The 22,833-nt window shown below is 44.2% G+C and carries 23 protein-coding genes and 2 tRNA genes; 15 read left to right on the forward strand and 10 right to left on the reverse strand.

Annotated features, from left to right (window positions below; all coding sequences use genetic code 11):
* Window positions 1-145: 145 nt before the first annotated feature.
* Window positions 146-757 carry a YhcH/YjgK/YiaL family protein gene (locus VL525_RS21500; protein WP_325389583.1) on the reverse strand — a complete coding sequence of 204 codons (612 nt, stop codon included), beginning with the start codon at window positions 755-757 and terminating at the stop codon, window positions 146-148.
* Between the two features lie 119 nt (window positions 758-876).
* Between VL525_RS21500 and kduI the strand changes: the two genes are divergently transcribed.
* From kduI to VL525_RS21545, 9 genes are all read left to right on the forward strand, one after another.
* Window positions 877-1,707 carry a 5-dehydro-4-deoxy-D-glucuronate isomerase gene (kduI, locus tag VL525_RS21505; RefSeq protein ID WP_325389585.1) on the forward strand — a complete coding sequence of 277 codons (831 nt, stop codon included), beginning with the start codon at window positions 877-879 and terminating at the stop codon, window positions 1,705-1,707.
* Window positions 1,708-1,717: 10 nt separating this feature from the next.
* Window positions 1,718-2,533 (forward strand): SDR family oxidoreductase, encoded by an 816-nt coding sequence (locus tag VL525_RS21510; protein WP_325389587.1) that lies wholly within the window; start codon window positions 1,718-1,720, stop codon window positions 2,531-2,533.
* A gap of 117 nt (window positions 2,534-2,650) precedes the next feature.
* Window positions 2,651-4,789, forward strand: a complete 2,139-nt coding sequence (locus VL525_RS21515; RefSeq protein ID WP_325389589.1) for a DNA/RNA non-specific endonuclease — start codon at window positions 2,651-2,653, stop codon at window positions 4,787-4,789.
* A 127-nt stretch (window positions 4,790-4,916) separates the two neighbouring features.
* The gene (locus VL525_RS21520; RefSeq protein WP_325389591.1) at window positions 4,917-5,699 is read left to right on the forward strand and encodes a hypothetical protein; all 783 of its coding nucleotides are present in this window, start codon (window positions 4,917-4,919) and stop codon (window positions 5,697-5,699) included.
* Window positions 5,700-5,793: 94 nt separating this feature from the next.
* Window positions 5,794-5,880, forward strand: a tRNA-Ser gene (locus VL525_RS21525).
* Between the two features lie 194 nt (window positions 5,881-6,074).
* Window positions 6,075-6,392: a metalloregulator ArsR/SmtB family transcription factor gene (locus VL525_RS21530; protein WP_325389593.1), complete on the forward strand. Its 318-nt coding sequence runs from the start codon at window positions 6,075-6,077 to the stop codon at window positions 6,390-6,392.
* The gene (locus VL525_RS21535) at window positions 6,392-6,883 is read left to right on the forward strand and encodes an SRPBCC domain-containing protein (protein ID WP_325389595.1); all 492 of its coding nucleotides are present in this window, start codon (window positions 6,392-6,394) and stop codon (window positions 6,881-6,883) included. Before VL525_RS21530 ends, VL525_RS21535 begins: the two co-directional genes overlap by 1 nt.
* 76 nt (window positions 6,884-6,959) lie before the next feature.
* On the forward strand, window positions 6,960-7,385 hold the full coding sequence (locus VL525_RS21540) for a VOC family protein (RefSeq protein WP_325389597.1): 426 nt from the start codon (window positions 6,960-6,962) through the stop codon (window positions 7,383-7,385).
* 296 nt (window positions 7,386-7,681) lie between these two features.
* Window positions 7,682-8,275 carry a dihydrofolate reductase family protein gene (locus tag VL525_RS21545; protein ID WP_325389599.1) on the forward strand — a complete coding sequence of 198 codons (594 nt, stop codon included), beginning with the start codon at window positions 7,682-7,684 and terminating at the stop codon, window positions 8,273-8,275.
* Between the two features lie 80 nt (window positions 8,276-8,355).
* Here the strand turns inward: VL525_RS21545 and VL525_RS21550 are convergent, their stop codons facing one another.
* The 8 genes from VL525_RS21550 to VL525_RS21585 all read right to left on the reverse strand — a co-directional run bounded on the left by VL525_RS21550 (window position 8,356) and on the right by VL525_RS21585 (window position 14,618).
* Window positions 8,356-9,525, reverse strand: a complete 1,170-nt coding sequence (locus VL525_RS21550) for a serine hydrolase domain-containing protein (protein WP_325389601.1) — start codon at window positions 9,523-9,525, stop codon at window positions 8,356-8,358.
* Window positions 9,526-9,654: 129 nt separating this feature from the next.
* Window positions 9,655-10,485 carry a LytTR family DNA-binding domain-containing protein gene (locus VL525_RS21555; protein WP_325389603.1) on the reverse strand — a complete coding sequence of 277 codons (831 nt, stop codon included), beginning with the start codon at window positions 10,483-10,485 and terminating at the stop codon, window positions 9,655-9,657.
* A 61-nt stretch (window positions 10,486-10,546) separates the two neighbouring features.
* Window positions 10,547-10,631: transfer RNA gene (locus VL525_RS21560), tRNA-Ser, on the reverse strand.
* 147 nt (window positions 10,632-10,778) lie between these two features.
* Entirely contained in the window at window positions 10,779-11,261 is a 483-nt protein-coding gene (locus VL525_RS21565) for a GNAT family N-acetyltransferase (protein WP_325389605.1), read from the reverse strand.
* A gap of 59 nt (window positions 11,262-11,320) precedes the next feature.
* Window positions 11,321-12,304 carry a YihY/virulence factor BrkB family protein gene (locus VL525_RS21570; RefSeq protein WP_325389607.1) on the reverse strand — a complete coding sequence of 328 codons (984 nt, stop codon included), beginning with the start codon at window positions 12,302-12,304 and terminating at the stop codon, window positions 11,321-11,323.
* 11 nt (window positions 12,305-12,315) lie between these two features.
* The gene (locus VL525_RS21575; RefSeq protein WP_325389609.1) at window positions 12,316-12,723 is read right to left on the reverse strand and encodes a thioesterase family protein; all 408 of its coding nucleotides are present in this window, start codon (window positions 12,721-12,723) and stop codon (window positions 12,316-12,318) included.
* Window positions 12,723-13,748, reverse strand: coding sequence for an endolytic transglycosylase MltG (mltG, locus tag VL525_RS21580; RefSeq protein ID WP_325389611.1), 1,026 nt, complete (start codon window positions 13,746-13,748; stop codon window positions 12,723-12,725). The genes VL525_RS21575 and mltG overlap by 1 nt, the downstream gene beginning before the upstream one ends.
* 96 nt (window positions 13,749-13,844) lie before the next feature.
* On the reverse strand, window positions 13,845-14,618 hold the full coding sequence (locus VL525_RS21585) for a PASTA domain-containing protein (RefSeq protein WP_325389613.1): 774 nt from the start codon (window positions 14,616-14,618) through the stop codon (window positions 13,845-13,847).
* Window positions 14,619-14,737: 119 nt separating this feature from the next.
* Here VL525_RS21585 and VL525_RS21590 point away from each other — a divergent pair, with 119 nt between their 5' ends.
* The 4 genes from VL525_RS21590 to VL525_RS21605 all read left to right on the forward strand — a co-directional run bounded on the left by VL525_RS21590 (window position 14,738) and on the right by VL525_RS21605 (window position 18,715).
* Window positions 14,738-15,721: a D-alanine--D-alanine ligase gene (locus VL525_RS21590; protein ID WP_325389615.1), complete on the forward strand. Its 984-nt coding sequence runs from the start codon at window positions 14,738-14,740 to the stop codon at window positions 15,719-15,721.
* 515 nt (window positions 15,722-16,236) lie between these two features.
* Window positions 16,237-17,121: an SDR family NAD(P)-dependent oxidoreductase gene (locus VL525_RS21595; RefSeq protein WP_325389617.1), complete on the forward strand. Its 885-nt coding sequence runs from the start codon at window positions 16,237-16,239 to the stop codon at window positions 17,119-17,121.
* A gap of 429 nt (window positions 17,122-17,550) precedes the next feature.
* Window positions 17,551-18,348, forward strand: coding sequence for an AraC family transcriptional regulator (locus VL525_RS21600; RefSeq protein ID WP_325389619.1), 798 nt, complete (start codon window positions 17,551-17,553; stop codon window positions 18,346-18,348).
* A 217-nt stretch (window positions 18,349-18,565) separates the two neighbouring features.
* On the forward strand, window positions 18,566-18,715 hold the full coding sequence (locus VL525_RS21605; protein ID WP_325389621.1) for a hypothetical protein: 150 nt from the start codon (window positions 18,566-18,568) through the stop codon (window positions 18,713-18,715).
* Between the two features lie 485 nt (window positions 18,716-19,200).
* Here VL525_RS21605 and VL525_RS21610 read toward each other — a convergent pair whose 3' ends face one another.
* Window positions 19,201-19,614 carry an acyl-CoA thioesterase gene (locus tag VL525_RS21610; RefSeq protein ID WP_325389623.1) on the reverse strand — a complete coding sequence of 138 codons (414 nt, stop codon included), beginning with the start codon at window positions 19,612-19,614 and terminating at the stop codon, window positions 19,201-19,203.
* Between the two features lie 588 nt (window positions 19,615-20,202).
* Here VL525_RS21610 and rpsO point away from each other — a divergent pair.
* Window positions 20,203-20,481, forward strand: a complete 279-nt coding sequence (rpsO, locus tag VL525_RS21615; RefSeq protein ID WP_325389625.1) for a 30S ribosomal protein S15 — start codon at window positions 20,203-20,205, stop codon at window positions 20,479-20,481.
* Window positions 20,482-20,606: 125 nt separating this feature from the next.
* A complete protein-coding gene (gene pnp, locus VL525_RS21620; RefSeq protein ID WP_325389627.1) occupies window positions 20,607-22,742 on the forward strand; it encodes a polyribonucleotide nucleotidyltransferase in 2,136 nt (711 codons plus the stop codon).
* Window positions 22,743-22,833: the final 91 nt, after the last annotated feature.

The raw sequence follows: 22,833 nt of genomic DNA on the forward strand, positions 1-22,833 counted from the left end.
ATTAAAAAGAGCAATACTTATGATAGGAAACCACAGAAAGTTTCTGAACATCTGGATTTTTTTCATTCTTTAATCAATAGCTAACATACAGATAATACAAATGTAATGATTTGTGGCGTGCATTTTAGATAGGGAAGTTAAAAGCCTACTTGCCCGGGCTTGTGTATCGTATTTTTATAACCAGTTTTTTAACGGAATCATAGCCGTCCACTTTAATATTAGGACGATGCGCATCGCCCGGAAAAAATAAAAAAAATTCACCCGGGCCCGCTATATAATATTTGCCTTCGGCATTGTAGTTGGCAACATCTTTGACGGCATCATACTGATTTACAACTGTTGCGGTTGCAACGGGGGCAACGCCAATTTTTTCTTCCCCTTTAATGAGATAATGCAGGTCGATATAATTTTTGTGCGATTCCCAGGCCGATTTGTCAAATTCCTTTGAAGGTGCGTCGGTTACCATTGCGTAAACATTGTCGCCGTCGATGATATATTTCCCTGGTTTTAGGGTGTCCAGTTTTTTATCGCTCAAAAAAGCAATGGCTTCGGCCCAGTAACGCTTGTTAGCATGATATTGCATTGCAAATTCAATATAATCGACCGACGGGCTTAATTTCGGGGTCGATCCCTTTGCCCAGGCACGTTTTGCTGCCCATTTTTTGGCATCTTCAGTAGTAACTTTATGTTGTGCCATAACGAGGTTGCTTAAGGCAACAGCCAGTAGCAAGGCAAGGAAAATGCGAAATGTTTTCATCTAAGTGGGTTTAATTGGTGTAGCAAATCTATAATTTGCAAAATATAAATTTATTTGTTTGGTAAATATTTAATCTTTTGCAAGGTTTGTGTACTTAACATCAATTCAGTCTTTCGGCCTTGAAAATATTACACAGCGTTCATCCTGATGATTTCAGATCGTATCAAACCCAGCAAATACGCGAGAGGTTTTTGATAGACCACCTTGCGGAGCCTTACAAGATCAATTGTGTTTATACCCATTACGACAGGATGATCATAGGCGCGGCACACCCGGTGAATAAAAGCCTTGAGTTAGGCAACTACCCAAACCTGCGATCGCAATATTTTTTGGAACGACGCGAAATAGGTATAATCAACGTGGGCGGAGATGGCGAAATCAGTGTTGACGGGCAAGTTTATACTGTCAATAAACTCGATTGCCTTTACGCAGGAAAGGGTGTAAAAAGTATTGTCTTTTCGAGCAGGAACTACCAGCAGCCAGCGGTGTTCTATCTGCTTTCAGCACCGGCTCATACTGGCTATCCGACGACATTGATGACACATGACGAAGCTGCCAGGGTAAATGCAGGCGATGTATCGACAGCTAACCGGCGCACCATTAATAAGTATATCCACATGGATGGTATCCGAAGCTGCCAGTTAGTGATGGGGCTCACCACCCTGCAGGAGGGATGCGTTTGGAACACAATGCCACCTCATACGCATGACCGTCGTATGGAGGCTTATTTTTACTTCGATCTGCCGCAGGGACAAAAAGTATTTCATTATATGGGACAAGGTGATGAGACCAGGCATATCGCAGTTAATAATTATGAAGCCGTTGTTTCGCCCCCGTGGAGCATACATTCAGGTTGTGGCACAGCAAGTTATGGGTTTATATGGGGTATGGCAGGTGAGAACCAGGATTACACCGATATGGACCCGATAACCATACCCGACATTAGATAAAAATAAGCCAATGAAAAATAGTTATTCGTTAAAAGATAAGGTAATTATAGTTACCGGGGGTACAGGTATACTCGGAAACTCTTTTATAAAAGGCATTGCCGAAGCAGGGGGAACAGTTGGTATTTTAGGCCGAAACGAAGCAGTGGCTAATGAACGAGCCGATGCCATCAATAAAAATGGGGGTAAGGCGGTTGCGCTGATCGCTGATGCGATGGATAAAAACCAGTTGATAAGTGCAAGAGAAAAGGCGCTTGCCCAGTTCGGGCGGATAGACGGGCTTGTGAATGGGGCGGGGGGCAACATGCCGGAAGGCGTTTTGCAACCGGATGAAGATATTTTCAGCATGAATCTTGATGGCATGAAAAAGGTAATGGAACTGAACTTATGGGGAACCTTGCTGCCAACGCAGGTATTTGGTGAAGAAATTGCCAAAACCGGTAAGGGAAGCATCGTCAACATTTCGTCAATGAACTCCAAGCGGGCGGTAACCAAGGTATTGGGTTACAACATGGGCAAAGCGGCGATGGATTGCTATAACCAATGGTTCGCTGTTGAGCTGGCTAACCGCTATGGCGATAAAATACGGATGAACGCCATAGCGCCTGGATTTTTCCTTACCGAGCAAAACCGCAATTTATTGACCAAACCTGAGGGTGGGTATACTCCCCGCGGCGAATCGGTTATCCGCAATACACCTTTCAAACGTTTCGGTCATCCTGACGAACTGATAGGGGCATTGGTTTGGTTGTTAAGCGATGCTTCTGCATTTGTTACCGGAGCAATGATTTCCGTGGATGGCGGATTCTCAGTGTTTAGTGGCGTGTAGTGCTGCAACCTTAGGTAAAACCACGTCCCTGTTTACGTATTATTGGCAATAAAATACCGTGAAAATACCCTCCTGATACACGATAACATTTGTGTAGATTTAATAAACCTTTTTGCCATGTATATATCTGTAGATCAACTGAAAAAGTCGGAAGAGCGCTATGCTTCGTCCGTTGAGCCCGGGCTTGCCGGCGCTGCAGGGGATGTGAGCAATGAGACTTTCATTAAATTTTCGCCAGGGCTACCTGGAGGTAGTATAATTGATACAGAGGGCGATCTTGAAAAGAGAAAGGAAATGCTCGAAACCGTTAGCCCGGAACCACTCGATTTTGCTTTTGAGCGCGTTATCGGTAAAAATGATTCGGTATACAGCAACTTTGTTGAGCTGATCAGTAATGCAAAACGAAAAGTTGGCCGCATTGCCATCAAGGTGGGCGCCAGGAATACTGGATATGCCACCGGCTTTGTTGTTGCCGAAAATGTTGTGCTTACCAACTGGCATGTATTTCAAACCATAGTTGATGTAGCAGACAGCGAAATGCAATTTTTTTATGAACTGAATACATCGGGCGACCCAACTAACCCGGTTTCGTTTAAATTCAGGAGCGATTTGTTTTATTACGCCAATAAAGACCTGGATTATTGCTTTGTTGCCATCAATTCAATGGATATCTCCGGCAAAATAAATATAAAAGACATAGGCTATATTTTCCTTGACCCCACCTTAGGTAAAATTGCGGGCGACGGAGAAGCGCTAAATATAATTCATCATCCGGATGGCGATTACATGCAGCTTTCTATTCGCGAAAATCTATTTAAGGGACTCACATCAACATCCGTTTGGTATGAGACAGACACCGCACCGGGCAGCAGCGGCAGCCCGGTTTTTAACGACCAATGGCAGGTAGTCGCGCTGCATCATATGGGAGTAGCAAAGAAAAATGAAGCAGGCAGATATATTGATAAAGATGGCAACGAGATTCCGGTGATCGGTGGCAAAATAGATACGTCGAAAATAGTGTGGGAGGCGAATGAGGGTATACGCGTGAGTGTGATACTTAAAGATCTGTTTAATAATATAACGGACAAAAAAATATTAGATAGCTTACAAACCATGCCCGGTACAGTTGCCATTCCCGTAAATGAAGAACAAACCAATGCAAAACCCAAAGCAGTAAACGAGATGAGCGATATTGAAACGACATCAAACAATGTAAATATTTCTTTTCCGGCTTCATTGGTCGAAAGAAACGGCAATATTAACATTACCATTAGCCAGGGCCTAATGGTCCCCCCCGCTGAAGTTATAGTAGCCCCGCCGGCACTATCGGATGATGAGGCTTTTCTGCTGGAAATAAAACTGTTGGAAGATTCAACAGATTTTTCAAATTGCAAGGGATACCAGCCTGGTTTTTTGGGCAGCGGCCGTCATATAGCACTTCCGAGGCCAAAAACCGCCATACGAAAATTTATCGCCAAGGTAAATGGAACGGATAGCATAGTGCTGCGATATTATAACTACAGCACCATTTTTCACTCGGTACGAATGATGCCGATCGTTAGTGCGATAAATGTTGATGGGGACAAAGCAAAAAGGAAAGACAACGCTGAAAGAAAAGATACCTGGCTGCGCGACAAGCGGCTTAGCCTTGATATTCAGTTGAGTGACAATTATTATAAAAATAGCGGTTTCGACCGAGGTCACATGAGCAGGAGGGAAGATGCGGACTGGGGCGCGACAGCCGAAGACGCAAAACGCAATGCTGACCTTACCTGTATGTACACCAATGCCTGCCCGCAGGTGGCCAAGATCAACCAAAGCGGGAAAAATGGGCTATGGGGTATTCTGGAAAAAATAGTACTTGAAAAAGGCGCGGAAGCTGAAACAACTAATTCCACCAATAAAATATCAGTGTTCAACGGTCCTATATTTAAAAGCGACGACCCCGTGTATAAAGGCATACAGGTGCCAATGGATTTCTACAAGATCGTATTATGGCTGTCGGACGATGGAAAGTTAAAAGCTACGGCCTTTAAATTATCGCAACAGTTACTGGTTAGCGACATTGACTTTGAAGAACTGGATCTTGATCAGAATACAGAGTTTAAGGAGTTTCAATGCAGCATCAAGTCGTTGCAGGATGATACATCTATCGATTTTTCAGCCATTATTCCTTTTGACACATTCGAAGGGCACGCTGACATACCTTTAAACTCCGCTGCCGAGGTTATAGCCCATGTAAGCAAACATAAATAGAATAGTCTGTAGTCAGTAGTATAGGACATCCTCTAGCCAAATAACGACTGCTTTTGGATGTATGGACTTGACGACATTTTAGGTTTTTGTGCTATTAAGTATCAAAGAATACTTAAACGTGCACAATATGAAAACCCTGAAAAGTTTCCGAAGAATTATTCTTTCAATGCTGCTGCTAAGTGTATGCGGCTGGCTTTATACCTGCAAAAAAGGAGGTACTGACCCTCAAAAACAAGCTGCAAATGCTACTTCGCACATTTGCGGGCAGGTAAATGGCGTTCAGGCTATTTACTGGGACCTGATGAATGGTATACCTCGTACAGATATTCTAGGCGGATTACCTACTATCAAAAATATTGGCGGTACTTATAGCCACCCGCAATTCCCACTGTTAAGCTTTATTTACCCGGCAGGTTATACCCCGCAAACAGATGGGACGTCAGGCGCGGTAGGGGTGAACCTTATCCGGAATGACCAAAAGGCCATTTGGCGCTATACCAGTATTTTTTATAATGGGAACGCCTCGGCATCGCAAGTGCTTAATAATGAGGTAACGCAATTAAGGGCATTTTTAGGAAGTACCGGCGCCGTAGCAACCGTTTGTTCCCAGCAAAGTACATTGCCGCGTGCGGCCGGAATTTCGTCCAATATCGCATCTGCCTTTATCACCTTTGATGGTTTTACGGCGGTTTTGAGCGTAAGCATCACCACAGAAACAGGACTGGGCGCCGAGCAGATCAATATTGCGGTAACGGCGGCGCCGACTAATGAGTTCAGCAATGAAATTCTGAATATTTTCCTGCCTATCGATTATGAGTTGCTTTATACAGGTAATGGTGAGCTTGATTCAGATGGAGATGGTGTGCCTGATAGCCAGGATGCGGCGCCGTTTGACCCGACAAAGCACTAAGCTATTTGAACCTGATCTTATTTCCCGTTGTTCGTCTCTTTTTATTTCGGCGAACAACGGGATTTTTCTATTTTTGCAACCCGATAATCTAACAGGAGAGATGTCAGAGCGGTTCAATGTGCCTGATTCGAAATCAGGTGTACTGTCAAAGGTACCGGGGGTTCGAATCCCTCTCTCTCCGCTCAGCCCACCAAAAACCAATGGCGGGCTTTTTTATTGCTCAGTAAAAGTGACATGTGCACGTGAACGAGCGGGCAATAACAATCACCATTAAGCTTCTCTTCATTTTACTACAAAAAAAATGAAAATAAATTTGCGCAACTCAAAAGTTGCATATATATTTGCAACCTCAAGGTTGCGCATTTACAATTAACAATGAAACAAGATATATTTCAGGCCATATCAGATCCAACACGCAGGGCTATTTTAACGTTGATCGCTATCCAGGCATTGACACCCAATGCAATGGCGGAAAAATTTGATATGACTCGTCAGGCAGTATCAAAGCATATTAAAGTATTGCACGAATGCGAACTTATTAAGCCTGAACAGAACGGTAGGGAGATTTATTATCACTTTAATGCAAAAAAAATGCAGGAGTTTGACCGCTGGTTAGCACAATTCAGGCAGAACTGGGAAACTCAGTTTAACCAACTCGACCAATTATTAACAACAATAAAAAAACAGAAATAATGAACAACGATTTGCTATTCGATTTTAATGTTGACAAAACCGCGAAGACGGTTTATATAACCAGGGAGTTTAACGCCGGGCAATCTTTAGTATGGGATGCCTTTACCAAAGCCGAACTACTGGATCAATGGGGAGCGCCTGCACCAATGCGCGCCAAAACAAAGTATATGGATTTTAAGGTAGGGGGGCGTCGGTTTTATGCGATGATAAGTCCCGACGGGCAAGAGCGCTGGGCGGTCCAGGAATATACTTCCATTACACCGGAAACGAATTTTAAGATGTACAATGCGTTTTCAGATAAAGATGAAAACCGCGAACTGCCGGGATCGGAATGGGATCACAATTTTAGCGAACAAAACGGCATAACCAAAGTGAATATAACCATTTATAACGAATCGTTTGAGCGAATGGAAAAATTATTAGAAGGCTTCAAGATAGGTTTTACCATGACATTAAAAAATCTGGAAGATCTGTTAGCTACTTTATCTTAAAAAATAAATTCCAACCGTATTCATATAAGCATACTGAAAACCGTAGGTACAAAATAACCATAAAATAATAAAAATCATGAGAGCAATTAATCCCTGGATCAACTTCAACGGCAATGCCGAAGAAGCCTTCACTTTTTACAAGTCGGTTTTTGGCGGCGAATTCACAAAGATCATTCGTTTTAAGGACATAGCGAGCGCTGAGATCCCTGTCGACGAAAAAGACGCAAGCAAAATAATGTACATCGGCTTGCCGCTTGGCAAAAACAATGTGTTAATAGCCAACGACGTTCCCGGATTTTTGGGGCGGGTAAGCGAAAACGAGAACCGGTCTAAAATATACGTGAATGCCGAAAGCCGTGAAGAAGCAGGCAATATATTTAACGGCCTGTCGGCAGGCGGGGAAGTAGAAGGCCCGATTGGTGACAGCCCCTGGGGTACATACGCCGGCATGTTTAGAGACAAGTATGGCATTGAATGGATTGTGGAATTTGACCCAAGTTAAAAACGGACAGATATAACGGAAGAAAAAGTGGTTCTCAACGTTGTGGCGGGCTGCCATGTCATACAGTAAAGCCCGGCATCCCTTAAAGATTGAAATTAGGGTAATAACGTATTTTTAAATTAACAAGTTGGGGCTCGCTTTGAAAATTTGTGCAAATTAAAGCGCAAACTCGTTCCTTGAAATCAGTCGCAAAGTAACCCTTGCTTTGTCGCATATACACCGTAAGCGCTATTGCAATTATTCGCGAGATTTACATCGATATGTAGATCAGTAAAAAATAAGGAAAGCGAATTATTATGAGAAAAATAATTGTTTTATTGTTTATAACATTAGACGGTGTAGTACAGGCTCCGGGTGGCCCTGAAGAAGATCCGTCGGACGGTTTCAAATACGGAGGCTGGAGCGCACCTTATAGTGACGAAGTTTCCGGTAAAGTAATGCAAAAACAGATGGAACGGGCAGATCTGTTGCTGGGCAGAAAAACATTTGAAATTTTTGCCGGCTACTGGCCGCAGCACGCTGATTATTGGCCTGGCGTTAACGAGGTCACAAAATATGCTTTCTCTAATACTATAAAAAAGTCAGATTGGCAAAATGTAGTGTTCCTTACAAGCGTTGCAGAAATCGAAAAACTTAAAAACTCAGACGGTGGCGACATCAAGATATGGGGTAGCAGTAAGCTGGTACAGTTGTTATTAAAACATGACCTGGTGGACGAATTTTGGTTAAACATCCATCCGGTAATTTTGGGTCGTGGTAAAAAATTGTTTGGTGACGATGCAATGCCGGCAGCCTTTGAACTGGTTGAAAGCCATTCCACACCAACTGGCTTGATAATGGCCAACTACAAACGCGGCGGGGAAGTTAAAACCGGCACAGTTGGCGCTTAAAAACGTCCAAAAAGGTCTGCTAAAGCATAAACAAGAAGGACCTGCATTAGCTGAAGGTCTTTCTTGCTTTTCAATAACGATCATCGTAATATGGTTAATAATAACTCATTCTTAAGCTGATCGGCTTTTGCAGGGAGATCGCCTGCGAACAGTGTTCCAAGATTAGTTGAAATAAATACGTAAGTTTTGGCGACGGGAACATATAATAATATACATCCGGCTCCAATTCCGCCACCAGAATGCCCAAAAACTTGTATACCACCGGCTTCAAAAAATTCGAGCCCTAAACCATAGATCGGCTTACCATCAGCGCCGGTTACCCATTCTTGCATCTCTTTAAACGAAGCCGCAGACACCAGTTTTCCTTCGTTAAGCCCTTTTAAAAATTCCACAGCGTCAACCGGCGTGCAAACTATTCCATCATCGCCAATATAGGATGCAACGTTAGCGCGTTGTATATCACTAATATTAGCTGGCTGCCCTGTATTCAACACATCCCAGTACGAGTCAACCAAATTGATGTAATGCAGATAATGCGGATCGCTTCGGTAAAATGTATTGTTAAGCCGGAGTTTTGCAAAAATGTTTTTGGCAATGTAAGCCGCGTGATTGCCGGTGACCGCATCACCTATTACAGCAAGTAATTCATAGTTGGTGTTGGAATAACCATGCCGGGTGCCAGGGGTAAACATAGGTTGTTTGCCCCTGATAGTTCCTAAAACAAATTCGGTTGACAGTTTTTGTGTCGGATGTTTCATTACGTAGGAAACAAAAGCCGGATCAGTTGAATATTCCGCTATTCCGGACGTATGGTTCAATAGCATGCGCACCGTAATGTGAGCAGCATTTCTTACATCGCGCACGTATTTTTCCGGCAGATATTTGGTTATGGCGTCATCCAAACTTATTTTCCCTTGTTCACGCAATTGCATAACGGCAACAGCCATGTACAATTTGGAAATGCTCTGCAGGTATTGCAGATGGCAATTTTTCATTGCTTTTTTTTGCTCTATACTGGCAAAACCTTCCGCGCCAGCCCACCAGCCACTCTCTTTGTTCCACAAAGCCATCGCCACCCCTGGTAGCCCTGCTTGCACGTAACGTTTCATAATAGCCTGCAGACTGTCTGCTTTTGAATAACTATTGTTAATGGTGATACCAATATTGCAAACAGGCGTAGTTTTGTCTTGTGCTGTCAATAAAATGGCGGTAGTAAGGATAACCATCGCAGTTAATAAAATTTTTTTCATCTTGATATTTTTTGAGGCAAAACTATCCCGTTAAGGCATTACTATTAATGCTCGAATTGACTATTCCGGTGAATTGTAGCAGACTTTCCGCTGAAATGTATTGGCCTTGGGTCGAAACACAGCAAATGTCTAATCGAATGGTTCGATTTCGAGCCACCTTTTAAAGTCTGGAGCCTTTGTACGGCTGACCTGCACGTGCGCAGGCATATATTCGAAACCGGAAAGGTGAACCCGGAGCTTCCCGTTCTCCAGTTTTGCAAAACCCATGATAATTTTCCGTTGAACAATATATTGCCGATTTAACCTGAAAAACAATTCTGAGGGAAGTGTTCGTTCAATTTTATCAAGTGATTTGTCGAGTAAGTACCTGTTTCCATTAGTTGTTACCACCGCAGTATAATCATCATCCGCAAGAAAAGCGACTATCAAATCAAACCCCAGGAGTACATTCTGCCTGCCATCCTTTATTGGAAAACCTTCCGCCCTGATCTTTTTTTCTTCTTGCCTAAGTTTTTCCAACCGCTGCATAGCCCGGTAATAATGAAGTGCGATATAAATACCATTAATGACGAAGAACCAGATCAGGAAAATAAATAGGTCGAATTGATAAAAGCTTGCCGGGACAGGCTTATGCTTCGCTATTAGGTTTGCCAGCTCGGTTAGTGTAATAATTACTGTTAATCCCGCCGCAGACGTCAAAAATAACTGCGCTATTATACGCCTCCACTGCCCCTTTTCGTACGGCAGGCATTTATCCATGTACAATATCACTAACCGTAAACACCACCAGGCAGCATAGCCGTCAAATGTATCGATAAGGAATGTTATTAATGTGTGAGTATTGAACGTTATGCCAGTATATGTCAAGTAATAATTAAGCGCATTGATAAGAGGGATAAGAATAAGAAAAAAAGAGACGTCGTTGTACGATATTTTTTCTTCCTGTTTTTTGATTATCACGGCAACGGGTTCATTACCTGCAAAAAGAAATACCCTGCAAATACAGGGTAGGTAATTTTAGCGGAGAGAGAGGGATTCGAACCCCCGGACCTTTAACAGTCAACGGTTTTCAAGACCGCCGCAATCGACCACTCTGCCATCTCTCCGGGGGCAAAAGTACAAAACCGGGCCGAATTGCCAAATATGATATTAAGTTTTTTTAAACAATATGTAATTGTCTGAAAAACAGTTAATTAATAGAGGTTACCCTGCCCTTGTATTGCTAAGACGGAAAGCCGGAGTTGTTATGATTATCAGATTTCCATCTTTAGCATAACCATATCTGTCAATTGTACTCCATTGTCGAATATCGGGTCAGGATAATTATCGATAAAAAAATTCTTTTTCATTCCCGCTTTTTTGAAGCCATTCTTCTCATAGAAACTGATTTCTCTACTGGCGCAGTCGGGCGTACCGACCCAAATGATCGCTCTGCCATATTGCATAGCTATTTGCCATATCTTTTTAATTAGCCAGCTTCCTACACCGTTTCCTTGAAAATTCTCAGCCACGGCAATATTTTTTATCTCGAGCTCAACAGGGTTTAACAATTGAAATACGAATACGGCAACCGGATTGCACGAATTATGTTGTTTGGCGACATAGATATCAGAATCATTAACGTATCTCTCAATAGCCTCCATCGTTTCGTCGGCCAGCAGCAGCAGGTCAAATGGTATCCTGTCTGTCGATGTTATTCGTTCAATTCGCAGGGACTTTTCAATATCCAAAGTCATATAAAACGTCGCTTTCTGGGAATTAGTAGCAAGTGCTGTAACTTCCTTACATCTTCAGCCTAATGACTGCTTTTGTTTTCAGTATGACCGGTGCGGAAAGTGTTGAATTTCGGTTTGACGATCTTGATGCTGCGTTTGGAGAGTTCGATACTGGCGTTCAGCTCGTAGCCAATAAGGATGATAAGCGAGTTGAGGTAGAGCCAGATCATGACGACAATAAGTGTGCCTATAGAGCCATATATCTTGTTGTACGAGGAAAAATTATTGATATAAAAGGTAAAGCCAACGGAAGTGAGCACCGCAAGAGCAGTTGCAACTATCGCACCCGGACTAAGAAACTTCCATCGCTGTTTATGAGCCGGGCCGTAGCGGTAAAGCAAAGCAACAGTAACAAAGAAAATAAGTATAACGATAAGCCATCTTAACAACGCTATCACGAATATCCAGGCATGGGCCGAACTGGCGATGTGCGATTGCAGGAATATCAATATTTTGTGCCCTGCTATCATAATGGCCACAGCCACCAGCAGCGATACACTTATAACCACAGTTAACACCAAAGCAACCCATCGGCGGCGCAGATAGCTGCGGGTTTCATTTTGTAAAGATGATTTGTTAAAAGCTTGCATAAGGCGGTTTACGCCATTTGTGGCAAAAAATAAAGTAGTAAGGAAACCGAACGAAAATAATTTACCATTCTGATTTTTGACGATATCCGTAATGGTATTTTGAAAAGCATCGTAGGCATCGCCAGGCATTATTTGTTCCAACAGGTTGAGCAGGTTATCCTGGAAGTGATGAATAGGTATGTAAGGGATAAGCGTGAACAGGAATATAGTTGCCGGGAATAGCGCCAGCATAAAGTTATAAGCCAGCGACGACGCCTTGTTGGCAACAGTTCCACGGCTCAATTCATCGAAAAAGAAAACAGCAACAGTGTATAGTGAGATAGGTTTGAATCCCGGAAATTCAATGTACTTGGTACACTCAACCAGGTAACGGTAAAACACAAACCGTCGTAAAAAACGATGTAACCATTTCATTCAAACCAAATCTACTGAAAAAAGGGCTTTAGTCCGTCGATAAAATCCTGCGGGGGAAGGCAAGGGCGACTGGTTTTCATATTGATGAATGCCAATAAGGTTTCACCGATATTAATTAATTCATTATTAGGATTATACAGCTCATACTTAAAGTGAATTTTCACGCCCGGCATTTTTGCCATGATCACTTTAATGCTGATCTCCTCATCGTAAAGAGCGGGTTTCAGGTACTTGCAATGCATCTCCAGCACGGGCATCATAATACCTGATGCTTCCATGCCGCTGTAGGTCATACCCAGGCTGCGTAACATTTCCACACGGCCGACTTCGTAAAATTCGGCGTAGTTACCATAGTACATATAGCCCATTTGGTCAGTTTCGCCGTAACGTACACGTACTTTGGTAGTGTGCTCAAACATTATTTTTTGATGTTCCTTTCGTTTAGCGCTTGTTGAAATTTTCGTGCGTTGATCAAATGATCGGCCTGGTTGGTAGCGAAATTATGATAGCCCGAAAAATCCTCCTTGGCACACATGTAAATGTAGTCGGTCTTTTTGTAATTAAGCACGGCATCCAATGCATTAACTGATGGCATCATTATAGGCCCCGGTGGTAAACCCGTATGCAGGTAGGTATTGTATGGCGAATTATAAGATAAATACCGGTTCAGCACGCGCCTGATGGTAAAATCGTGCAACGCAAATATCACCGTCGGGTCCGATTCCAGCTTCATGCCTTTTTTTAGCCTGTTAAGATATAAACCGGCAATGGTGGGCATTTCATCATCATGCAGCGCTTCAGCATCCACCACTGAGGCCAAAACGGAAACCTCAACCGGCGTCAGGTTGATCTCCTTTGCCTGCTGTTTACGTTCGGGCGTCCAGAATTTTTCATAATTGGCATACATGCGCTTGAAAAACTTCTCGGGCGTGGTGTTCCAGTAAAGCTGGTAGGTGTTGGGAATAAATACCGAGTACACGTTGTCGCGTGTAAACCCGTATTGTTGCAGGAATTGATCTGAATCGAGCAGGCGAAGGATGGAAACTGAATCAGGTTCGATCTTTTTGGATACAAAGCCAGCGAAATCCTCCTTTAGTCGCAGGTTATGAAAAGAAAGCTGTATGGGCTCTTGGCTGCCCGAGGCCAGCATATTAATAAGCCGGCGGTTACCCATGCCTGCATGTAAATGATAACGCCCCGGTTTAACCCGGTTAATGTATTTCATGTTATGTGCGGATACATTAAAGGAAGCAGTATCTTTTACTATTCCCTTATCCTGTATGGTTTTATACACGTCGGCATAGGTTGCGCCGGTATGGATATACAGGTATTCCTGTTTACCGGTAACATTCGGGCCATAATAACGCAGGTAATAGAAAACACCTGTGAGCCCTAACGATAAAATTAATACGACCACCAGGGCTATGATGATCTTTTTTGTCATACCTGACGATGTTTTTTCCCCGGTCATTTACTTGATAATATGATATTGATAACCATTAAACTTTTAAATTGATTTGCAACGGGATATGATCTGAATTTATTGCTTTTTCCCCTGGGTGACAGTGAGATTTATTTTGGTGCCAAGCGCGGTTTTAGGCAACGAATCTGTTCTCATCGGTGTTTGATAAACCACTACCAGGCTGGTCGAATCGGTGATAGTGCCCTGGTAGGTTATCAGCCCAATGTTTAAGCCGGCGCCTTTGATGGCAAATTTTGCCGCATCAAAGTCCTGGTTCATCACGTCCGGTATCTCCACCTCGCTTGCTCCGGCGCCATCGCCCAGCACCAGGTCCACTTTTGAACCTTTGGGTAGTTTAGTTCCGGCTTCTATCTTCTCGCCACCAAAGAGTACTTCCAACACGTGGTTTCGTGCAATATCCGGCTTATAGGTGGTATCGCCAATCTTCAATCCATAATTAGAAAGTGTTGCCGCGGCAGATATGTAAGACACATCCATAATATCCGGCAAGGATACAGGAGGCGCCACGTTTTTAACAATCTTCAGATAAATAATGCGGTTCTCTTTTACATTGGTACCTGCATCCGGATCCTGTTCAACAACCGTTCCGGGCGCCTGGTCGAGCACATAAACGGAGTCGATGCTGACACCAAAACCCTGGCCCTTGAGTACATCAAGCGCCTTGTTTATCTGTATGCCTGTTACTTTTGGAACCGGGATACCAGAACCGTGACGGGTATAATAGCTAAGGCTGTAAAAGGCGATCATCACGACAATGATGACGGAGCCGATGGCCAACAGGATGGTATTACGGAAACTTTTTGTTTTTAAGTAGGAACCAAATTTACTCATTGAATCTGCGAGATATTCAGTTATCAAACATAGGGCATTTATTTCGAATTTCGAATGTTCAATTTCGGATTTAGTCACTTTAATACTTAATTTCGGAATTTCAAACCGACATTAAAAACATGCCACGCAAAAATATAGCCCTTATTGCCGGAGGATTTACCGGCGAATATGAAGTTTCCATCAACAGCGCACAAAATATCAAAGCTAACCTGGATGCTGCAAAATATAACGTATATACCATCCTGGTCACCCGCGACCGCTGGTTTCATGAATCGGAAGACGGAAAGTTTGATGTAGATAAAAACGATTTCAGCCTGACACTGAAAGGGGAGAAGATAACATTCGATTTTGCCTTTATAACCGTGCATGGCACGCCCGGCGAAGACGGCAAACTACAAGGGTATTTTGATATGCTTGGCATCCCCTACAATACCTGCGATGCCACCACATCGGCCATTACTATGAATAAAGCTTACACCAAAGCGATCGTACATGGCATACACGGGCTGAATACCGCGCATTCCATTCAATTATTCAAGACCGGCATACACGAGGCTTCGAATGTGGTATCATCTTTAAAATTTCCACTGTTTATTAAGCCAAATAACGGTGGCAGCAGCGTGGGCATGAGCAAGGTGCAAAATGTTGCCGGTCTGCATGATGCTTTTGAAAGGGCCTTTAAGGAGGACGATCAGATTTTGGTAGAGGAATTTATCAAAGGGCGCGAATTCAGTATCGGTGTGGCACGATTGAAAGGGCATATCACCGTATTGCCCGCTACCGAGATCATCAGTTCCAAAGACTTTTTTGATTACGAAGCCAAGTACACACCCGGTGTGTCAAAAGAGATCACACCCGCCGACCTGAGCGCTGAAATGAATGAGAAGATAGCCAATATCGTAACCGAGGTTTACCTGCGGCTGAACTGCAAGGGTATGGTACGCATCGACTTTATCATACTTGAAAATACCGACGATTTTTACTTTATCGAGATCAATACAACGCCTGGGCAGTCGGCCAATAGCCTGGTGCCGCAACAGGTGCGGGCCATGGGGATGGATGTGGGCGAGTTTTACGGCGAACTGATTGAAGGCGCTATTTGATCTGCAAATTTCAAATGTGCAGATATGCAAATGATGAGTAATCGATATGCATCTGCATAATCATTCATTCGCATATCCGACGACTCATTACACCAAGTGTTCACGCGCGGGTGCCTTTCTTTTGTTGAAATTTCATAAATAGCATGTCGTCAATGTATTAATTAATACACTAAGTGCCATTTTTGCATCAATTTTACTTGTTTGGTGAACACCGGTCTGTATATTAGTTCATTACCAGCAATTTGTATTTGCATGGTAAAATACAGGTAATTCCAAACCAGGCCAAAATAGTCCATTTACTGCCGAAAATGGCCATATTTGTGATATAATGTCGTGATTTATAAGGCTTAGTGTTGCTTAAATGGCGGAGATATTGAATAAGACATATCAAAACCGGTACACTATGTGTCTGTAAAGCTTTTGTTTTGAACTTTTTAGCAAAGTAACTTGAACTTTTCAACAAAGCGCAGACTGCGGATTGTACCGACCTTTGCTTTAACAAAACATAAAAAGACATGACAAAGATTTGGTTTATAACAGGCAGCTCCCGCGGATTGGGCCGCAGCCTCACAGAAGCAGTTTTGGCCGCCGGCGACAAGGTAGCCGCCACGGCACGCAACCCCGAACAATTAAAAGAGCTAACGGAAAAATACCCGGACCAGGTACTTCCCTTAAAGCTGGATGTGACCAGCCACGAGCAAATAGTTACGGCTATTGAAAATACCATCGGCAAATTCGGGCGCATTGATGTACTGGTTAACAATGCCGGTTTCGGCATTATCGGCGCTGCCGAAGGTTATACAGATGAGCAGGTACTGAGCCAGCTCGATACCAATTTATATGCTCCCATCGCCATCACCCGCGCCGTATTGCCTCACATGCGTAAGCAGCGTTCGGGCAGGATATTACAGATCAGCTCGATAGGCGGCAGGGTAGGTAACCCGGGCCTCACCATATACCAGGCAGCTAAATTCGGCTTGGGCGGATTTACCGAGGCATTGGCAAAAGAGGTGAAACCGCTGGGAATATATGTAACCAGTGTTGAGCCCGGCGGCTTCCGCACGGATTGGCTGGCTACTGCGGTAAATTTCGCGCCTGAGGTGGAAGGCTATGAGCAAACCGTCGGCGCACGTAAAGCGTTGTTCACCAGCGAACAATTTATCCCAATGGGCGACCCGGATAAAGCTGCAAAAGCGATGCTGCAACTGGTTGAAAGCTCCGAACCACCCGTACACCTGGTATTAGGCGGCGAGGCCATTGGGATGATAAAACAAGCTAATATCCTGCGCGACCAGGAAATGGAAAAATGGCTTTCGGTCAGCCTTTCCACCAATGCCGATGACGCTGAAAATCCCCTGGAAACAGAGGCGGGTAAAGCGTTTTTCGCTCCGCAGAAATAATTACCCACTCTGTCGGCTACGCCGACATCTCTACCTAAATTTAGGGAGAGAGTTGATTTTGTTTTACTTTATTAAGCTCCTCCCCTGGAATCAGGGGAGGCTGGGAGGGGTAAAATAGATGAGGCGGGTAAAGCGTTTTTTGCGTCGCAGAGATAATTACCTACTCTGTCGGCTACGCCGACATTTCTCCCTAAATTTAGGAAGAGAATTTTGAATTGAATTAAAACAAAAGCTCCTCCCCTGGAATCAGGGGAGGCCGGGAGGGGTAAAATAGAACGAAAACTTGTCATTTCGACGAGCCGGGTGGTGGGGCGAGGAGAAATCTTTTCGAACCATCCTGGCGTCGAAGATTTCTCTTCGCTCCTGTACTCGGCCCACGCATGATCATCGAAATGACAATATTTTATTATAGATATTTGCAGTTGAACAATGCCAACACCAATTAAAAAACCCGCCATAGCCTATTCCTGCTACGTAACCCGCAGCCGGGAAGGGGAGCAGTTTATACCCGAGTTTGTTTTCAGTTACCAGGTTGCCGGCAGCATGACAATGAATGACGGCAACAAGGAGTATTTCTTTAGGCCGGGGAGTTTCCGTTTCAGCAGGCGCAACAACCTCATCAAATTCAACAAAATGCCGCCGGAAGGAGGGGAGTTCAAGTCACTGTCGGTTCATTTCGATCAACCATTCCTGCGGAATTTCGGCATGGAGGCGGGGTATAAGTCGGACCACCATATTAACGGGGATGCAGTGCTGGAACTGGAAGCAAACCCCTTATACAAAAATTACTTCGACTCCCTGATGCCTTACATGCAGCTGAATGGTATAGAAGACGCGGATCTGCTTGGTTTGAAATTACGCGAAGCGGCAATGTTGCTGCTGAAAGTAAACCCGGAATTGAAAGACATACTCTTCGATTTCAGCGAACCGGGAAAGATTGACCTGGAAGCATTTATGAACAAAAACTTCCATTTCAATGTCGACCTGAACCGCTTTGCCTACCTTACCGGTCGCAGCCTGGCTACTTTTAAGCGCGATTTTGAAAAGCTGTTCCATAATACACCCAGCCGCTGGCTGCAGCAGCGCCGGTTGCAGGAAGCACATTACCTCATCAAACAAAAAGGCAAAACCGCCTCAGATATTTACCTCGATCTTGGTTTCGAGGACCTATCGCATTTTTCATTTGCCTTTAAAAAACAATATGGAATGGCACCGACGAGGGTGTGATAATGGACAGATTTCAAATGTGCAGATGTGCAAATGCGCCTGTCTTTACGCGCCTGTTCAAGTGTCCACACTTGAATAATAATAATTGTAAGCGTCCACGCTTAAAAGTTCCGGCATTCAAGCGGAGGACGCTTGAATGGGCTGGTTAAAAGCAGCGAAGATAGATCAAAACCACCGCCCCACAAACTTGTTAACCTACTAATAAACTTAACCAGCTATGATCAGGAAATTAAAATCAGGGCAATACCGCATCTACTCCAGGAAAGTAGACCCTGAAACGCATAAACGCAGGAATCTGGGCACATTCGATACCATGGAAGCCGCCAAAAAGCACGAAAAGGAAATTCAGTATTTCAAGCATCATTAAACTCAATTAATAAAGATGTCATTCCGATAGAGCGAGCGCTGACGTGTGAGGTGGGGCGAAAGAGAACTGTTTTCTTGAGCGGGTAGTGCCTGGCTTGCGGGAGCGAAAAAATCTTCAACGAGGGACTGGCACAGAATTGTGGGAGATAAAAGTCCTAACCAGGCGAACAGGCGACAATGTAAGGCGCATAAGTTTTCTCCTCACCCTTAGCCGTCTGGCCCCTTCGTTCGCCGAAATGACATGGTGGGGTGAAATTTTCTTAAAAATAAAATTTTAAACGTCACGGCTGTAGCATTTTAAATGGCCTTACCGTAATGATAATAAGAAACTAACAGAATAGATCACTGTCAGTTAAGAGTTAATTAAGCAGGACGGGGTGGGCGGGTTGTGCAATCCTGCTTTTGAATGTGCAGATTTCAAATGTGCAGATGTGCAAATGTTTGTCGTATCCTCATCTGCACATCTGAAATCCGTACATTTACACATTAAATCAGGTAATGCTCGATAATATCCTCCGGCACTTTAGCAGCGCGACCGGTTTGCAAGTCGATCATGGTGTAATCGAACCAGCCGTCGCAACAGATTTTTTTGGTGGCCTTGTTGGTGATGGCAAATATCACCCGGCAGCCTTTGTCGTCGATACTTTCGATAGCGGTTTTGACAATAAAATAGTCGCCCATGCCTAAGGCGCGTTTATAATCGACATGGGCGGTGCGCACTACCCAGCCAAAGCCGCGTTCCATAAACTTTTCCATCGGCATGCCGTAACAGCGCTCCATCTGGTCGTACCGTGCAGCCAGCACGTAGTCGAAATATTTGCTGTTGTGCACATGCTGAAACATATCAATATCATCAGGCCGCACGCGGAATTCGGTTTCGAAGGAGGAATATGCAGGCATTGGTTATAAAGTTGGCCCCGATCAGCTACCGGGAGTTGTAAAGTCGGAAAGTTACTCACTTTATCCGAAAAAAATATATCAAAACACCGCGTTAACGATAGAAGCGCCTGCCTGCCGGCAGGCAGGTATACCGGCCCGTAAATAACGCCCAATGTCATTAAGTTAAGCAAGTCGTCTACTCGACTCACCCGGTCGTTGCTTCGCTCGACCACCCTCTCTACTTCGTAAAGAGGGTTTAAATGCCCTCTTTATGCGCAGCAAAGAGAGGGGCGACCAGCGTAGCGTCGTCGGGGTGAGTCAACGGAGCGCGTTCATTATCGCCATTTTTCCTTAAGTTAATGATATTGGAATAACGCCTGTGCAGTATGAGCGGATAGCGCGTTAAAACGCCATACAAAACAGCTTTGATTTAAAATTGCCCACCAATAAATAGGGTATTTTTAATAGTTTTTTATTAAAAAACCACTGCTCAATCAACCATTTAATTTAATCAACTATTCTCGCCGCAACTCTTGTAATTCTGCAATAATACAACTACCTTTGCCCCTCAATTAACACAAGTATAAACGCTTTAATATTATTCAGGTAATGTATTTAAGTAAAGAAGCAAAGGCAGAGATCTTTGCAAAACATGGCAAGGCTGCTACCGACACAGGTTCGGCAGAAGGGCAGGTAGCATTATTCACAACACGTATAGCGCACCTGACCGGGCATTTGAAAAAGAACAAACATGATTTTTCGACCCAGCTTTCGCTGCAAAAATTAGTAGGTAAACGCCGCGCATTGCTGGCTTACCTGTATCACAAAGACATTGAGAGATACCGTGCTATCATTAAGGCTTTACAGCTAAGGGATATCATTAAGTAAACTTCCAGGTTTTCAATAAAAGCCATCCGCAATGTCGGGTGGCTTTTTTACTTTTGAAAAAGTAAAAATTTATATATACAACTGGTGTGCTCAAAAGATGAAAAGCACATCACAACAAAAAAAAGATGAGTTTAAATGTAATTAAAAAGGTAATCGATTTAGGTGACGGCCGCACCATTGAGATCGAAACCGGCAAACTGGCCAAACAGGCCGATGGGTCTGTAGTTGTAAAAATGGGCGATACGATGTTGCTCGCCACTGTTGTTTCATCGCCCGAAGCGAAAGAGGGTGTTGATTTTATGCCATTATCTGTTGACTACCAGGAAAAATATGCCTCTACAGGCCGTATCCCCGGTGGTTTCTTACGCCGCGAGGCGCGTTTATCAGACTACGAGGTTTTGATCTCGCGTTTGGTCGACCGTGCTTTGCGCCCATTGTTCCCCGATGATTACCATGCAGATACGCAGGTGATGATCACGTTAATTTCGGCTGACAAGGATATTATGCCGGATTGCCTGGCCGGTTTGGCTGCTTCGGCTGCCCTGGCGGTTTCTGATATCCCTTTTAACGGGCCGATATCCGAAGTTCGTGTTGCCAAGATCGACGGTAAACTGGTGATCAACCCAACCCTGAGCCAGCTGGCAAATGCCACTTTGGAATTCATCGTTGCAGGTTCCGAATTCGACATCAACATGGTTGAAGGCGAATCAAAAGAGATTCAGGAAGCTGAACTGGTTGAAGCTATCAAATTTGCCCACGAGCATATAAAGATCCATTGCCTGATTCAAAGAGAATTGACCATTGCGGTTGGCAAGACCGAAAAACGCACCTATAGCCACGAAAACCACAACGAAGAGCTGAAAAAGGCTATCTACGCCGCTACATACGAACAGGTTTACGCTATCGCAGCTTCTGCATCGGCAAAAGACGAGCGTTCGGCTAAGTTCAAAGAAGTGCGCGATACTTATATCGAAACTTTGGGCGAAATAGACGACGTTACCAAATTCCTGGCTAAGAAATATTACCACGATGTAGAGTATGACGCTATCCGTAACCTCGTATTAGACGAAGGCAAACGTTTGGACGGTCGTACCACCACCCAGATACGCCCGATATGGAGCGAAGTTGGCTATTTGCCATCGGCGCACGGTTCGGCAATATTTACGAGAGGGGAGACCCAATCGTTAACCACCGTTACTTTAGGTGCCAAGGATGACGAGCAGATGATCGACGGTGCGTTTATCAACGGTTACCAGAAATTCCTTTTACATTACAATTTCCCTGGTTTCTCAACCGGCGAAGTTCGCCCGAACAGGGGAGCAGGCCGCCGCGAGATAGGTCATGGTAACCTGGCTATGCGTTCGTTAAAGCAGGTATTGCCATCGGACGACGAGAACCCATACACTATCCGTGTAGTTTCTGATATCCTGGAATCTAACGGTTCATCATCAATGGCAACGGTTTGCGCCGGTACATTGGCGCTGATGGATGCCGGTGTGAAGATCAAGGCGCCGGTAACCGGTATCGCCATGGGTTTGATCACCAACGAAATGGGAACCAAGTATGCTATCCTGTCCGACATTCTGGGTGATGAAGATCACTTAGGCGATATGGACTTTAAGGTAACCGGTACTTCGACTGGTATTACCGCTGTTCAAATGGACTTGAAGATCAACGGCTTATCGTACGAAGTATTAACAAAAGCTTTAGATCAGGCCAAGGATGGCCGTTTGCATATCCTGAACGAGATCAGCAAAACAATGAGTGCTCCGCGTGAGGACTACAAACCACATGCACCACGCATTGTAACCCTGAAGATCGACAAAGAATACATTGGCGCCGTTATCGGCCCCGGTGGAAAGATCATCCAGGAAATGCAGCGTGAAACCGGCGCTACTATCAATATCGAGGAAAAAGACAACCAGGGTATTGTACAGGTGTTTGCCGATAACAAAGCCGCTATCGACGCTGCCGTGTCGCGCATCCGCGCCATTGCCGCACGTCCGGAAGTAGGCGAGATATACGAAGGTAAAGTGAAATCGATCATGCCGTTTGGCGCGTTCGTTGAAATTATGCCTGGTAAGGATGGTTTATTGCACATATCAGAGATCGATCACAAACGTTTCGAAACCATGGATGGCATATTCAAGGTTGGCGACGAAGTACGTGTGAAATTGCTGGACATCGACAAGCAAGGTAAACTGAAGCTTTCGCGTAAAGCTTTATTGCCGAAGCCGGAACGAACCGAGCCTGCAAAATAATTTGTTAGAGACGCAAGATTTTGTTCTCTACAGTGAGCCCTCAAAGAAATTTGAGGGCTTTTTTTGTGGACGGCTGGTAAATTTTGGCTAA

Origin of the sequence: Mucilaginibacter sp. (genome assembly GCF_035492695.1) — a bacterium.
GTDB lineage: Bacteria > Bacteroidota > Bacteroidia > Sphingobacteriales > Sphingobacteriaceae > Mucilaginibacter.

Excerpts from the sequence above, each read along its gene's own strand:
- VL525_RS21530 (WP_325389593.1), top strand. The coding sequence starts at position 6,075 with ATGAAACAAGATATATTTCAGGCCATATCAGATCCAACACGCAGGGCT.
- VL525_RS21515 (WP_325389589.1), top strand. The coding sequence starts at position 2,651 with ATGTATATATCTGTAGATCAACTGAAAAAGTCGGAAGAGCGCTATGCT.
- VL525_RS21510 (WP_325389587.1), top strand. The coding sequence starts at position 1,718 with ATGAAAAATAGTTATTCGTTAAAAGATAAGGTAATTATAGTTACCGGG.
- VL525_RS21540 (WP_325389597.1), top strand. The coding sequence starts at position 6,960 with ATGAGAGCAATTAATCCCTGGATCAACTTCAACGGCAATGCCGAAGAA.
- VL525_RS21610 (WP_325389623.1), bottom strand. The coding sequence starts at position 19,614 with ATGCCTGCATATTCCTCCTTCGAAACCGAATTCCGCGTGCGGCCTGAT.
- VL525_RS21500 (WP_325389583.1), bottom strand. The coding sequence starts at position 757 with ATGAAAACATTTCGCATTTTCCTTGCCTTGCTACTGGCTGTTGCCTTA.
- VL525_RS21605 (WP_325389621.1), top strand. The coding sequence starts at position 18,566 with ATGATCAGGAAATTAAAATCAGGGCAATACCGCATCTACTCCAGGAAA.
- VL525_RS21585 (WP_325389613.1), bottom strand. The coding sequence starts at position 14,618 with ATGAGTAAATTTGGTTCCTACTTAAAAACAAAAAGTTTCCGTAATACC.
- VL525_RS21570 (WP_325389607.1), bottom strand. The coding sequence starts at position 12,304 with ATGAAATGGTTACATCGTTTTTTACGACGGTTTGTGTTTTACCGTTAC.
- VL525_RS21545 (WP_325389599.1), top strand. The coding sequence starts at position 7,682 with ATGAGAAAAATAATTGTTTTATTGTTTATAACATTAGACGGTGTAGTA.
- pnp (WP_325389627.1), top strand. The coding sequence starts at position 20,607 with ATGAGTTTAAATGTAATTAAAAAGGTAATCGATTTAGGTGACGGCCGC.
- VL525_RS21595 (WP_325389617.1), top strand. The coding sequence starts at position 16,237 with ATGACAAAGATTTGGTTTATAACAGGCAGCTCCCGCGGATTGGGCCGC.
- VL525_RS21575 (WP_325389609.1), bottom strand. The coding sequence starts at position 12,723 with ATGTTTGAGCACACTACCAAAGTACGTGTACGTTACGGCGAAACTGAC.
- VL525_RS21550 (WP_325389601.1), bottom strand. The coding sequence starts at position 9,525 with ATGAAAAAAATTTTATTAACTGCGATGGTTATCCTTACTACCGCCATT.
- VL525_RS21565 (WP_325389605.1), bottom strand. The coding sequence starts at position 11,261 with ATGACTTTGGATATTGAAAAGTCCCTGCGAATTGAACGAATAACATCG.
- mltG (WP_325389611.1), bottom strand. The coding sequence starts at position 13,748 with ATGACAAAAAAGATCATCATAGCCCTGGTGGTCGTATTAATTTTATCG.
- VL525_RS21590 (WP_325389615.1), top strand. The coding sequence starts at position 14,738 with ATGCCACGCAAAAATATAGCCCTTATTGCCGGAGGATTTACCGGCGAA.
- VL525_RS21520 (WP_325389591.1), top strand. The coding sequence starts at position 4,917 with ATGAAAACCCTGAAAAGTTTCCGAAGAATTATTCTTTCAATGCTGCTG.
- VL525_RS21535 (WP_325389595.1), top strand. The coding sequence starts at position 6,392 with ATGAACAACGATTTGCTATTCGATTTTAATGTTGACAAAACCGCGAAG.
- VL525_RS21600 (WP_325389619.1), top strand. The coding sequence starts at position 17,551 with ATGCCAACACCAATTAAAAAACCCGCCATAGCCTATTCCTGCTACGTA.
- rpsO (WP_325389625.1), top strand. The coding sequence starts at position 20,203 with ATGTATTTAAGTAAAGAAGCAAAGGCAGAGATCTTTGCAAAACATGGC.